General features: G+C 59.3%; 10 protein-coding genes. 3 read left to right on the top strand and 7 right to left on the bottom strand.

Annotation, left to right across the window (positions count from 1 at the left end):
- The first annotated feature begins 558 nt into the window (after positions 1 to 558).
- Both RX328_RS29775 and RX328_RS29780 read left to right on the top strand, forming a co-directional pair.
- Complete coding sequence (locus RX328_RS29775; RefSeq protein ID WP_213256681.1) at positions 559 to 3,204, top strand: Calx-beta domain-containing protein; 2,646 nt, start codon at positions 559 to 561, stop codon at positions 3,202 to 3,204.
- A gap of 754 nt (positions 3,205 to 3,958) precedes the next feature.
- Positions 3,959 to 4,402 carry a hypothetical protein gene (locus RX328_RS29780; RefSeq protein ID WP_213256679.1) on the top strand — a complete coding sequence of 148 codons (444 nt, stop codon included), beginning with the start codon at positions 3,959 to 3,961 and terminating at the stop codon, positions 4,400 to 4,402.
- A gap of 414 nt (positions 4,403 to 4,816) precedes the next feature.
- Here the strand turns inward: RX328_RS29780 and RX328_RS29785 are convergent, their stop codons facing one another.
- Both RX328_RS29785 and RX328_RS29790 read right to left on the bottom strand, forming a co-directional pair.
- Positions 4,817 to 5,341 (bottom strand): transposase, encoded by a 525-nt coding sequence (locus RX328_RS29785; RefSeq protein WP_317258533.1) that lies wholly within the window; start codon positions 5,339 to 5,341, stop codon positions 4,817 to 4,819.
- Positions 5,342 to 5,823: 482 nt separating this feature from the next.
- The gene (locus tag RX328_RS29790) at positions 5,824 to 6,261 is read right to left on the bottom strand and encodes a hypothetical protein (RefSeq protein ID WP_213257403.1); all 438 of its coding nucleotides are present in this window, start codon (positions 6,259 to 6,261) and stop codon (positions 5,824 to 5,826) included.
- A gap of 1,286 nt (positions 6,262 to 7,547) precedes the next feature.
- On the opposite strand from RX328_RS29790, the gene RX328_RS29795 reads away from it, so the two are divergent.
- A complete protein-coding gene (locus tag RX328_RS29795; RefSeq protein WP_213257404.1) occupies positions 7,548 to 8,021 on the top strand; it encodes a hypothetical protein in 474 nt (157 codons plus the stop codon).
- 175 nt (positions 8,022 to 8,196) lie between these two features.
- On the opposite strand, the gene RX328_RS29800 is transcribed toward RX328_RS29795, so the two are convergent.
- From RX328_RS29800 to RX328_RS29820, 5 genes are all read right to left on the bottom strand, one after another.
- The gene (locus RX328_RS29800; protein WP_213257406.1) at positions 8,197 to 8,346 is read right to left on the bottom strand and encodes a hypothetical protein; all 150 of its coding nucleotides are present in this window, start codon (positions 8,344 to 8,346) and stop codon (positions 8,197 to 8,199) included.
- Positions 8,347 to 8,389: 43 nt separating this feature from the next.
- The gene (locus tag RX328_RS29805; protein WP_213257408.1) at positions 8,390 to 8,608 is read right to left on the bottom strand and encodes a hypothetical protein; all 219 of its coding nucleotides are present in this window, start codon (positions 8,606 to 8,608) and stop codon (positions 8,390 to 8,392) included.
- A 107-nt stretch (positions 8,609 to 8,715) separates the two neighbouring features.
- Positions 8,716 to 9,147, bottom strand: coding sequence for an SPW repeat protein (locus RX328_RS29810; protein ID WP_213257410.1), 432 nt, complete (start codon positions 9,145 to 9,147; stop codon positions 8,716 to 8,718).
- Positions 9,148 to 9,461: 314 nt separating this feature from the next.
- On the bottom strand, positions 9,462 to 9,818 hold the full coding sequence (locus RX328_RS29815; RefSeq protein WP_213257411.1) for a hypothetical protein: 357 nt from the start codon (positions 9,816 to 9,818) through the stop codon (positions 9,462 to 9,464).
- A gap of 1,773 nt (positions 9,819 to 11,591) precedes the next feature.
- A complete protein-coding gene (locus RX328_RS29820; RefSeq protein WP_317258534.1) occupies positions 11,592 to 12,857 on the bottom strand; it encodes an IS110 family transposase in 1,266 nt (421 codons plus the stop codon).
- Between the last annotated feature and the right edge of the window lie 338 nt (positions 12,858 to 13,195).

Genomic DNA, 13,195 nt, shown 5'->3' on the forward strand with positions numbered 1-13,195 from the left:
CATCAGAGCAGCTGTTGAACTACGGCGCGAGCGCCGCTTCGGGCCGTTCGAAAATGACCGCTGTTGGCATTTTTGCGAAGTGGCGGCCGACGCCGACGATGTCCGATTATCGGGGCAGACCGGAAGTGACCGGCCGACTGTCAAAACGGCGCTTTTGACCCAAACCGGAAGTCGGCCTTGGAGAATGATGCGCTTGTGAGGGCGTCGGTAAGCTCGATAAACTCTGAACTACCCATTCCGTCGGCGTTCATATCGACCTTTAAGGTCTCGAGCTGGGAGCTGAAAGTTAGTAACCCCCTAACGTCGTTACAAGCCATGTAACCAATTCCACGCGGGCACAGTTATCTACGCAGGAACGGCAGAGCCGCAACGCGACTGCGTCCAAAACAAGGCCATCGATCTAAATCAGAGGGAAACTACGAGGTAGTCCAACAGCGGGAGTTACCTACGGACGGCGTGGATTGTATAGGTCATGTTAACGGGCGATCCCTGTCGTCTCACCTGATCGTCCGTCTGCGGGTGAAGCAGCAAACCCAATTGCGCCCCGGAGCCAGCATTATGGCAAACATTACCGGCACAGAACTTGACGATCCCAATCTCACTGGCACAGCCGAAGGCGATACCATCTCGGGCCTTGGCGGGCGCGATCACCTTTATGGGGGCGCCGGTAACGATACGCTGTTTGGCGGGGCCGGTAACGACGCCATGCGCGGTGATGCCGGCGCCGACACCATGTTCGGCGAGGCCGGCGACGACGACTACTACGTCGACGATGTGAACGACATCGTCAGCGAGACGACAACGCAAGGCGTCGACGAAGGGGGCAAAGACAGGGTTTACAGCACCGTCAGCTATACCCTGAGCCCATTCCTCGAGCGGCTGGTGCTGCTGGAATCGGCGGTCGCCCTCAGCGCCACGGGCAACGCCCAGGTCAATTCGATCGTAGGCAACTCGAACGCCAACATCATCAGCGGCGGCGGCGGCAAGGATACACTCACCGGCGGCTTGGCGGCCGATACGTTCATGTTCGGCCGGGCCAACGCAGCCAACACCGTCACCATCACGGATTTCGCGGCCGAGGACAAGTTCGGCATCACTGCCAGCGACTATGGGTTGAGTCAGGGCAACGGCCTCGTCGACAATGGCTCCGGTAAACTCGTCCTGGACCCAGCCTGGTTCGCCGCCGTGACCGGGAACCAGGGCACGGTCGCCGGCCACGGCCAGTTTCTGTACAATACCACTACCCGCTCCGTGATGTGGGACCCGGACGGCTCCGGTGCCGCCACCGGTATTGCGCTGGCAACGCTGCAGACAGGCGCCGTCGTTAGCGCCAGCAACTTCGAGATTTCCGGCGCCACCGGCAACCCGGTGGTCGGCGACATCTCCATCGACGATGTCACCATCGCTGAGGGCAACAGCGGAACCAAGACGGCGACCTTCACAGTGAGCCGCACCGGGACCGCGGCGTTCGCCGTCGACTTCGCCACCGCCAACGCCACGGCGGTGGCTGGTTCCGACTACCTGGCAACCGCGGGCACCTTGAGCTTCGCGGACGGACAAGCGACGCGGACGGTTTCGGTGACCATCAATGGCGACACCTCCGTCGAGCCCAACGAGACGTTCTTCTTCAACCTCGCCAACGCCACGAACGGCGGCTCCATCGTCGACGGCCAGGGCCTCGCCACCATCACCAACGACGACGCGACGGCGGTCGTCGGCGACATCTCCATCGACGATGTCACCATCGCTGAGGGCAACAGCGGAACCAAGACGGCGACCTTCACGGTGAGCCGCACCGGCACCGCGGCGTTCGCCGTTGACTTCGCCACCGCCAACGGCACGGCGGCGGCTGGCTCCGACTACCTGGCAACCGGGGCCACCTTGAACTTCGCAGCCGGACAGGCAACGCGGACGGTCTCGGTGACGATCAACGGCGACACCTCCGTCGAATCCAACGAGACGTTCTTCCTCAACCTGACCAACGCCACAAACGGCGGCTCCATCGTCGACGGCCAGGGCGTCGCCACCATCACCAACGACGACGCGACGGCGGTCGTCGGCGACATCTCCATCGACGATGTCACCATCGCTGAGGGCAACAGCGGAACCAAGACGGCGACCTTCACGGTGAGCCGCACCGGGACCGCGGCGTTCGCCGTCGACTTCGCCACCGCCAACGCCACGGCGGTGGCTGGTTCCGACTACCTGGCAACCGCGGGCACCTTGAGCTTCGCGGACGGACACGCGACGCGGACGGTTTTGGTGACCATCAATGGCGACACCTCCGTCGAGCCCAACGAGACGTTCTTCTTCAACCTCACCAACGCCACGAACGGCGGCTCCATCGTCGACGGCCAGGGCCTCGCCACCATCAGCAACGACGACAGCGGCGGGACAGGACCGGCCGTTGTCAAGAGCACCGACACGGCAGCGTTCGGCAGCACCGATCCCGCCGGGATCGCCTATGTCCCGGGAATGGGATTCTTCGTCAGTGACTCGGAAGTTGAGGAGAGCCCGTTCTTCCGTACCCAGGACCTATGGAAGCTGCAGCCCGACGGCACCCTCGTCCAGTCGTTCAGCGTGTTGAACTTCACAAATGAGCCAACGGGCCTGGCCTTCGACTCCAGCAACGGGCGCCTGTACATCTCCGACGACGATCAAAGGAAAATCGTCTGGGTCGATCCAGCCAATCCAACGGTGAAGCTCGGGCAATCGGCCGACACTCGCCTTGTCAACATCGTTGACCCGGAGGACGTAGCCGTAAATCCGACCAACGGCCATTTGTTTATCGCTAACGGGACGGGTAATTCCTCGAACGGGGGACCCTTCGGCGCCGCGATTGTCGAGACCAATGATGCGGTCACCCAAGTCTATAGCGTCATTCGACTGCCGGCAGAAATCAAGGACCCCGAGGCGCTGGCCTATGACGCCAGTCACGACGTCTTCTATGTTGGCGGCGGCTTCAGCCCGAACATCTGGGTCGTCGACCGCAGCGGCAACATCCTGCAAAAGCTCGACGTCCTCGAGGGATTCCGCAACACTAACACATCGGCCCACGTCAAGGACCTCGAGCTCGCGCAGAGCAGCGACCCTAACGACGATCCCGCCAAACTAAACCTCTTTGTCGCCGATTACGGGAATTCGCACATCAGCGATGGTCGCATGATCGAGATCGACCTTCAGGGGAGCTTGCTTTTGGTGTAGCGCCCGACAAGCGGCCACGTGAGGAGCAGCCTGCGCGCATCGCCCGCTTATTCCATGGGCCCCGATGGATGCGCCGCGCATTGCCGATCGACTAGAGAGCTCACTCGCTTTTGGTTCAGCGCTCCTCCGGCCAAAGCTTAGGGACAGCTTTGAGCAGGGATTTTGCTTGGGCAGGCTGCGTGTCAACCCCACAGACGATCCGGGCAAGATAATCGCAGCCCCGGATTCGGCATCCACATGCTGCGTTCAACCGTGCTGCTCGGTGCGGTCCATGAGTCCGAAGTTGGCACTCTTCGGAAGTGGTGGTCCCGAAGCGTGATGTCCGCAGTTAGGGGAAGACCGGAAGTAGTCGGCCGACGACCAAGATGACGCGATTGACCCGCAGCGGACCTCAAAGACCGGCCATATTCGACGTACTATCGGGCAGCGCGCCGGATGAGGCTACCGGCACGACCGAAGCCGCCATTGAAGATAGAGAGACAGCTAAGGCCGAAAGGCGCAGGGAAAACTCAGTGGGTCGCTTGCGCTGCTCGCGCTGCGCGATAACTAAATTTCCCATGGCCACAATTGAATTGAGAAGGTTCCCGTTTTGAATATCCCTGGACCAGTTCTCACTATGAGCGCACGATCAACTTGACCGAGATGCCAACGCAAAGCATTCGAGCCTTCAGTTCAACTTGCTGACGGGTCCCTTTTCGGTGACCCCTATCCTCCTTTTTCTTTTTGACACACAAACCCAACAGGAGACTCCAAGATGCGCAAGACTCTTTTGGCGTCGATGTTGACCGCCGGTTTGGTACTGCCCGCGTTGGCGGAGGACGCCGGCACGATCAAACTCCACAGCGGGTGGAAGCTGATCCAAGAACGCGTAGACAAAGGAGTTGCCTACGGCACTCTGTGGGGGATCACCTTCAACGACACGGGTAGCGGTCCTCTGCACGTGGCACCTGCTTCGGGGACCTATAATCTTACGCAACAGACCAATAAGGGTGAGGGCGAACTCACGTGGGGCGACGGCGATGACCAATTAAAGGGGTCGTTTACCATCACGGTTACCGATGGCAAGGCAACAGGCGAGAACATCGTCACGGGAACTGGAAAACTTGCCGGAATAACCGGCGGCCCTTTTGCGTGTACTTTTGTGGGCAAGCCCGAAGATCAGCAGGCGTGGTGTACGCAGGTGTTTAATCGGAAGTAGGCCGCACGATCTCTTGGTAATTCTTCGGCAAGCGGTGTCTCACCGACCACCGCTTGCTCCTGTGCAGGGCCTTCCCCCCCGAAAATGGCGCTCGACTCACGATCCCGCCGGCGCTTGTCGTGCTCGCCGACGAGGCGATCGAGTCGGAAGCTACTTCCGTTGTTGGCAGATACTGTTCTCTAATTCCGGGTCTGGGTGTCAAGCTCTCCACGATCATCCTTGCCGGGCCCACTGTTCTCTCCGCGGTAGGGGTGAACCCTCCGCATGATGGCGTAAGGTGACGTTGGCGGTTCAATGTTGCAATCGCGGTCGTCCTTTCCGACGCTCGCACCAAATCTGTCGAACTCACCATCGCCATCGTCCCGGCTGGGACGTCTTTTCCCGCCGTTTGGCAGAAACTCTGTAATGCCCTCGCTAGGCAGCAATTTCCTTTTTCGACCAGTTGAACTCGGTTCCGTCGATCCACATGCGATGCAGAATGACCGCGAGCTTACGCGCGACTGCGACCTTTGCCTTGCGGAGTCCGTTGCGCTTGACGAGCCTAACCCCCCAAGCCTTCACGGCGGACCACTTCGGGACGCGCGTCAGCAGAACCCCGGCTGCTTCAAACAGGTAACTTCGTAGCATCGCGTCGCCGCACTTCGAGATGCGACCTGACCAATCGAGCTCTCCGGAGGCGTGGCGTCTACTGGTTAGCCCGACATAAGCACCTACGCTTCTCGATCGCGCAAACCGTGCCGGATCGTCAATCGTTGCCTTGAAGGCGAGCGCGGTGATCGGACCGATCCCAGGCATCGTCATAAATCGGCGGACCTGCGCATCATGGCGGGCCAGTTTCATAACCTTGCGGTCAAGCTCGCTAACCTGCTGCCCAACGGCATTGCGCGCTTCGAGCAGCGGTCTGATCGCAGCTATCAGCTCAGGACGGCCCTCGATCAACTCCTACCACGCAGATCGATGTCTGCTTCAACGATACGTCCAGTCCGACATAGTATTCCATTGCCGCTCTCCATCGTTGCGAGGCCACATGAGGCTGGCCTCTTACGTTCCTGGAGAGCTGATTCCTTTGCCTTTTGTCTGGCTAGATCCCGGAATTACCCCATGTTGCAAAAGTCGAAAGTTGCAGGGCTAAAGATTTTTCGCGAAAACACTAAGTAGCGAGCGATCGCTGATTCGTATGACCTCAATCGCGTTACCGACGTCGCCTATGAATTTTGCGTGAGGTCGTGAGGTCCCTCACATCTTGTACACGAATGCCGCGCCCACTGCCCGCAGAATCTTGGTCATCGGCGAAAATCGACTTTTGCAACACTATCGGCACAAAGCGGACCCTCCCCGGTGATTGGGACAGCAGCGCGTTTGTTGGAGCCGGAACCGCGTATGGGTGCGAGGTGGAGGAGAAATTCCCTCTCGCAATCCACTCAGGCAGGTATCAGATTGATGACTCGCATGATAGCGGCGCTATTCCCTATGTTCTCAGTGTCTTCTGGCTCACCTTTGACACAGGTCCATACGTCGTTTTTCTTGACCGTGAACGCGTGGCCATCGCGATGATCTATCCGCATTTCACCGTCGAGGCAGAGGCAAACCATGTCGTTTTGCATGGCGTCACTCTTTTCCGTTGCTTTCGGCTGTGAGACCACGTCAACGACCTTAATTCGCTTATAGGCTGGGAGTACCGAGACGCGTCCGTGCATCGCTTCGCGCTCGCTTACCTCCACTACCCGGACACCCGGGGCGATCTCCTTGCCTTCATCGGTCCGGTAAGGCTGAGCCACCGTTGGATCGGCTGCAACAAGAGCAGTTCCCGCTGTCGCGACACCGAGCATAAGAGCAGATCGCCGGTTGATTTCACCCATGGTTTCCTCCCGACTTGGTTCGTTAACCGTCCACGAGACGCGGGCGCCGTCGAGCATTCGATGCCCGATCGGAGACGCTGTCAAAGCCGATTGGAAAAAGAACTCAGGTGCTGCTTTCAAAGACACGTGAGGATGGGAGGACAGCCAGAGCTTTGAAGAGGTGAGGCCCGTTCGATAAAAACTCGCCAGCCCAAACCGTGGTGCCTCGACTTTTGGGGTCAACGCGGAGCGCGCGATAGCTGTTCGCGTCCTTTTTTTCCCCCGGGGCTACAATGCGCAGCTTTCGCTGACGGGCCCGCGTGAAGAAACTTGTTCTTTGCTTCAGCCGCTTCCTAGTGGATGGCCGCATGTCCGCTGTTGGCACCTTTGAGACATAGCGACCGATCCTGGCGATGTCCGTTTCCGGTGCAAGACCGGAAGTAGTCGGCCGACGACCAAAATGACGCGATTGACCCACCCCGGACATCCGACCGCTTGCACAACGCGAGCCGCTCTGCAGGCAATAGTTCGCAAAAGTAGCTTGTCAGGTGCCACCGGCCATTGAGCCGAGCGCCTGCCACATATCGGCTGCCTCCCTCGACACACCGAGGTTTCGTCAATCCGTCTATGCCCTGAAGCAACGACTCCGTCCGTGTTGCCAGGACATGGTTTTGCCGGTGACGGCGAAGCTATGCCACGAGCCCGGGGCAGGCAGAATCCCCAAATCGAAACGATCCGCGACGACATGGCCGAGTAAACGCGCTCGCTAAGGCGGCGCTTCTCCGGTACCGGAGCGCGCCACAAGCGCGCGGGCACACCCGTCTCCGACAACATGCCAGTCAGACTCGCGGATAGACACGCTTTGCGCGGGGACGGCGTGGATTGATGGACCTGCATTCGCGGCCACACTGTCTGATCTCGTCCGACCGGACTCGTGGATGCAGGGACAGCGCCTCGGGGCCGTGCAGTGCCCGTGGTCAGACCGAAGAAGTGGAAGGAAGCAAACCCTAATTTCACGAGGCATGTGTCCGAGGATGTTGGGCAAGAGGCGCGCGCTCAAACGCTCGGCCCCCACGACCTCGATCGGACGCACCAGCCGCTCACCAAGATCATCGCCAAGACCGAGGAACGCCGACTGTTTTTAGGATGATGCTACGGGCTTACTTGCAAACACGCGCGGCAACGCAAATACTCTCGCTAAAACGGAGCACGCTATGATTACAACTCTTAGTCGGCGGACATCGATTTTCTTGGTCCTATCTCTCCTATCTCCGATACCAACCGTTCTGCGGGCCGCAGAATTGAGCTTGGGTGAAATAGCCACAGCGATAAAAGATCTCGTAATTTTCATGATCAAAAGGGGCGATCTAGAGACGAGGGAAAAGCGCAAAGTCAGTGCCGCTCTAATAGGCGCGCGGATGATTCGTATCGCTGCAATGAAGCGCATTTTTGCGGATTACTTGCAGGGCAAGCCCGCAACGATGAGTGAATTATCGCCCCACGATCAAATGTTAGTCGATCAGGAGCTCAGACGCATCGATCGCGAAACTGCGAATTTTGCGGAGGACCTACGCGAGATAGATCCTGCATGGGCAACTAAAAATCCGAAGCTCTACAATGAACTATTCGCGATCGGTCACGGAAAGGGATTGTGGTGGGCCGTTAGATTCGAACGCTACGGCGCAAACCAGGACGTTGGTCGGTTGCGAGCTTGGATGAATGCCGAAGCTAAGGAGCTCGAGATCGCAGCTGCCGGAATCCAATCAGGGCTAACTCCCTAACTGGCAACAACACGCACCCACCGGCCTTCAAATTTTTTCGGCCGCCCCCTCGCCCGCTCCGCCACCCCCTTGCGCGCGCCGCCAGTGAAGGCTGACGCGCTGGGCGATTGAGCCGAGGCCGCGCTGCCGGCGGGCGGGGGCCCGCTGATAATGGGGGCGGCCCAATACATCCCGCCTAGCGGACCCACAGGGCTACGACGGCACAGGCGAAGCCCAACACCAAGATGCTGGCAGCCGTGACGGTGACTAGGTCAACTGACCAGTGCTGACCGATGAGATCGAGGTGCCTTGAGCGGTTTTCGTCCCGGTATGTGTGAAGGTGCATGGCAGCCTCCTGCGCGGTGGGGACGTTATTCAATCGTCTGCCGCTAGAACAGTTCCACCAGATTAGACGCCCGGCTTCGCCGATTTTTTTGGGCGCGATTTTCGACCCCATCGATCAGCCGGTATCGGCCGCGGCCCGCGTGCTTTACGCGCCCGGAGGCGAGCAGCATTTTGCGCGTCTTGCTCGTCGACTTCAGTTTCTTGCCGAGCACTTCGAGCGCGTGGCACCACTGCGCAAATTGCAGGACTTTGCCGCGCTTCATCGCATCTCTCCTCGGCGGTCGACACCCGCACGCATCCTCGCCCGCCCAATTTTTCGCGCCGCGCTTTGCCGCGCCGGGCAGGGACGACCTCAAACGACCTCAGCCTCTCAGCTGCCGGTGGTCAGCCGCGGCGGGATCTGGGACATCATCCAGAGCTCGATCGCTGCCTGGATCGCGACCGCAGCGCCGATGATCACATGCACCGTCATCGCGGTGGTTCCCTGGAAGCCCAATACCCAGGGCGATACCAACGCCCACAAGCCGACGATGAGGTTCAGCCACTCCTCCCACACCGCGAATGCCGCCAGCGCCGCGATCGCAAGGATCGCGATGGCGATACCGGTGATATAGGCGTTTTGAGAGACTGTCCCGGCATCGAAACCGAATATCCAGGGCGAAACGAACAGAATCGCGCAGAGGATCAGGTTCGCGACGTCACAAAATTTGCGTTCGTCCAATTCTCTAGCCAATTCTGCATGACACCCTCCATTGGAGGTCTTCCATGCCAAATCACCGTATGATCGCCGCGCCGGTTCCATCGCGGCCCGCCGCATAATGGCAAGGCAGCGGTGGACCTGCCGCGCCTGCCGCTGTCGCTGCTCGGCCGCGCCGACGTGATCGAATAGCGGTGCAGTTTGTTGCAGTGCACGAGTCTCTTCTTGGCACCTTTCGGACCTACGGGACCGGGCTGATGATGTCCGCTGTTTGGAGTAAAGACGACAACCCCTCCTTCCGTGACCTCCGAGTCTGACCCTCTAGTCGGCGCTCGCAAGACCGCCGAGATAGGGGCGCGGTTGTTTGGGCGCCCGGTAGCCCGCCGGTTAACGCCGGGAAGTCGAAGCCGTCACCACTCTCAACCTGGTGGCGGCTTTTTCGTCGAGATGCTTCTTAACGGAGGCCCGCAGAGGTCTACACGCGCGGAATTGCCGGTGTCGCCCGAGATATCTCCAAAGGAGATACGCCAGACGGTGTTCGGATAGCTGCCGGTACACACCAAATGGGTCGTATCGGTTGCATAGTTGGCGCAGCGTTTTTGACACTGCTTAGCCAGCGCAGCTTGACGATCAGGGCAGCTCAGGCCAGTTCTTTTGTCTTCGGCCCTGCCGGCATCGTCCTCGAAAAAGCAATTCTGCAACTGCGCACTTTGGGTCAACGCGTTCACGCATTGATTGGTCGCCTCGTCGACCTGTGCTTTGGTTGGATTCGTCAATGGGCAATGCGGGGGGATCTGACGTGGGGCCACGTAAGTACGCGCTGCGCGCAGCGGGCGGGCGAGCACCGCGCTTTTTCGGTGCTCGCGCGCAGGGCCAGAGGATGCGGGGGACGGCCTTCGAGAACCCTCGGGGCAGGCGATGGGAATGCATCTGGTCCACAGCGGACCCGTGGTCACGCACCGATCGGCCTCTGGCGCGCAGCCGGCGGGGCAACAGGTTTGCGCAAACGCGGGCAATGATATCAGCGCATATGCCAAAATTAGGATTGCCGGCTTGAGATATCGCATGGGGCCGTCCTGCCACTCCGCCGCTCGCGCCGTCGTTGTGAGCTTGAGGGTCGGTTCCTGCCAAAGGGCCCCATCTTGCGGAGCGCGCAAGGGAGGGGGCCCTGCGGCGGGCGTTGCACGCACAGAGAGAGTACCCGCCGCATCTGGGCAACGCGGAACTTCTAAAATGCGTTCCTACCCTTTAAGGACTACCCCGCCGCGGGCGGCCCTCCAACCAGCGCGCATCCGTGCAGTGCATTTGATCAAACAAGCACGATGCGCGATATCACGCCTTACAAGTGGGTGCATCCGGACGAGGAGTTAAAAGTAGCCGGTTCACGCCGGTGGGATTAGTTCTGTGGCCCGCCTAGTAGTATCAGCATGGAGGGCAGCGGACGAAATGCGAGTTGCCGGAAGATGCCGAACCGTCGCTGGGTTCGTTTGATCGCATGATCAAACAAGACAAATCATATTGGCAAATGGGATACTGGCCGGCTGGCAGCGATCTTGAGCACGACGATGCCCGGCCGTGAGGACGACGATCCGGACGAGGCCAAGCAGCAGTCGCCGGAGATGACCCCATGCACCTGATCCGTATTCTCATAGCTCGCCTGCATTTGCGCCTGAGCCTGCGCCTTGCCGAGATCGCGGCGAGGAGCTAGATCGCGCTCACAAGCAATAAGACTTGTAAGAACCCAATCTGAGCCGCCGCTGTTAATGCCCAGCGGTGGCTTTTTCGTACCGTCACACTCATATCGAACGGCCGCTGAGTGCATGAAAAGACCGCAGGCATTCTCGCTCTGCGGCCACCGGGCTCAAAATAAATTGGTGCTAAAAAGCTTGATCCGCCGGCCCCGGTTGCTACAAAAGCTGATCCAAGTTTTGCTCACTGTAGAGTTAAAAACGTAGTTCCGGCATAGGAACACTGCGGGTGTTGCCGGTCAGAGACAGTAACATGACCGAGCCTCCTGCGCCCGTCATTCCACAAGTCGAAGTGTTCCAGCCGCATAAATCGATAGTGTCCCAAGGCGGAGGATGCTTGTATGCACACGAGACCGTTTCCACTGGCGCAAGCGGACCTAGTACACGACAAACCGGACGCCATGCTGCGAATGTCAGCTGAAATCAGCGGACACCCTCTGCGAGGGCTCCTTTCCTAAGTTGAGTCTGGCTGCCGATACGCTTGGCTAACTCCAACAGCTGCTCGGTCTGACGCTCGGTTGGAAACTTCGGCGGATGATATGCCATCTTGGGTCAGGATTCCTGGAACCAACGATCCCTGCGTGGCAGCACCGATCATGAGAACGCATTCGTGGCGCGGTGCATGTCCGGCGACGTCGGGTTCTTCACCTTGATCCAACGCGGTGATCGGCCAGCCCGATAAGGCCGAGGCAAGTGTGCAAGGCAAGTGATTGCTGTTGATCCAGCTTCCCTGTGGTGGCGGTCTGCCATGGCCCTAGTGAGGCAGTTAAGGCATCGTCCGTTCATGGCAGATTTTGTTCTCTAATTCCGGGTCTGGGTGTCAAGCTCTCCACGATCATCCTTGCCGGGCCCACTGTTCTCTCCGCGGTAGGGGTGAACCCTCCGCATGATGGCGTAAGGTGACGTTGGCGGTTCAATGTTGCAATCGCGGTCGTCCTTTCCGACGCTCGCACCAAATCTGTCGAACTCACCATCGCCATCGTCCCGGCTGGGACGTCTTTTCCCGCCGTTTGGCAGAAACTCTGTAATGCCCTCGCTAGGCAGCAATTTCCTTTTTCGACCAGTTGAACTCGGTTCCGTCGATCCACATGCGGTGCAGAATGACCGCGAGCTTACGCGCGACTGCGACCTTGCCTTGCGGAGTCCGTTGCGCTTGACGAGCCTAACCCCCCAAGCCTTCACGGCGGACCACTTCGGGACGCGCGTCAGCAGAACCCCGGCTGCTTCAAACAGGTAACTTCGTAGCATCGCGTCGCCGCACTTCGAGATGCGACCTGACCAATCGAGCTCTCCGGAGGCGTGGCGTCTACTGGTTAGCCCGACATAAGCACCTACGCTTCTCGATCGCGCAAACCGTGCCGGATCGTCAATCGTTGCCTTGAAGGCGAGCGCGGTGATCGGACCGATCCCAGGCATCGTCATAAATCGGCGGACCTGCGCATCATGGCGGGCCAGTTTCATAACCTTGCGCTCAAGCTCGCTAACCTGCTGCCCAACGGCATTGCGCGCTTCGAGCAGCGGTCTGATCGCAGCTATCAGCTCAGGACGGCCCTCGATCAACTCCTCGGTTCGTACGGCGAAGACATTGAACGTGGCGCGGCCGATGACAAGACCGAGGTTCTTGAGAAGGCCGCGAACATGGTTCTCAAGATCGCGCTTGATCTTGACCAGCAGCGCCCGACTCGCCAGCAGCGCCCTGACCGAATGGCTGTCGATATCCTTGACGTGCACCTCTTTGAACCAGCCGGTCTGCATGATGCGGGCGATCCCGATAGCATCGTTGCGGTCGCTTTTGTTGATCTGCATCTTGAGCACGGCCTTGGCATGGCGCGCGTCGATACAGATCACCGGTAGGCCAAGCTGCTTAAGTTCGGTCCACAGCCAGGTGGACGTTGGGCCGGTCTCGAGGCCGATGCGTACTGCATCCGGCGCTTTTGACCTCACGTAAACTGAGATCGCCTCAGGATCTGAATCGACCACGCCCTCTCGCACGACCGACCCCGTCTGATCGACCACGCAGATCGATGTCTGCTTCAACGATACGTCCAGTCCGACAAAGTATTCCATTGCCGCTCTCCATCGTTGCGAGGCCACATGAGGCTGGCCTCTTACGTTCCTGGAGAGCTGATTCCTTTGCCTTTTGTCTGGCTCGATCCCGGAATTACCCCATGTTGCAAAAGTCGAAAATCGAACGATCCCGAAAATCTCGCGAAAGGTGATTTTCAGAGAGCTGTAACGTTGCGAAGCCACATCACGCCGCTACGCAGGTCCGTGGTCGTTTTTCCGAGGAACGACGTGGTTCCCTCACGTCGCCACGCGCAACACGCGTCAGCGCCCCTGAAAATTTTCGTTCGTCACCCCAAAAAGACTTTTACAACGAAATCCGCACTTGGCGGACGTAAATG

Source organism: Bradyrhizobium sp. sBnM-33 (assembly GCF_032917945.1).
In the GTDB taxonomy this organism is placed as follows: Bacteria; Pseudomonadota; Alphaproteobacteria; order Rhizobiales; family Xanthobacteraceae; genus Bradyrhizobium.

Excerpts from the sequence above, each read along its gene's own strand:
- RX328_RS29805 (WP_213257408.1), bottom strand. The coding sequence starts at position 8,608 with ATGAAGCGCGGCAAAGTCCTGCAATTTGCGCAGTGGTGCCACGCGCTC.
- RX328_RS29790 (WP_213257403.1), bottom strand. The coding sequence starts at position 6,261 with ATGGGTGAAATCAACCGGCGATCTGCTCTTATGCTCGGTGTCGCGACA.
- RX328_RS29810 (WP_213257410.1), bottom strand. The coding sequence starts at position 9,147 with ATGGAACCGGCGCGGCGATCATACGGTGATTTGGCATGGAAGACCTCC.
- RX328_RS29800 (WP_213257406.1), bottom strand. The coding sequence starts at position 8,346 with ATGCACCTTCACACATACCGGGACGAAAACCGCTCAAGGCACCTCGAT.
- RX328_RS29820 (WP_317258534.1), bottom strand. The coding sequence starts at position 12,857 with ATGGAATACTTTGTCGGACTGGACGTATCGTTGAAGCAGACATCGATC.
- RX328_RS29775 (WP_213256681.1), top strand. The coding sequence starts at position 559 with ATGGCAAACATTACCGGCACAGAACTTGACGATCCCAATCTCACTGGC.
- RX328_RS29780 (WP_213256679.1), top strand. The coding sequence starts at position 3,959 with ATGCGCAAGACTCTTTTGGCGTCGATGTTGACCGCCGGTTTGGTACTG.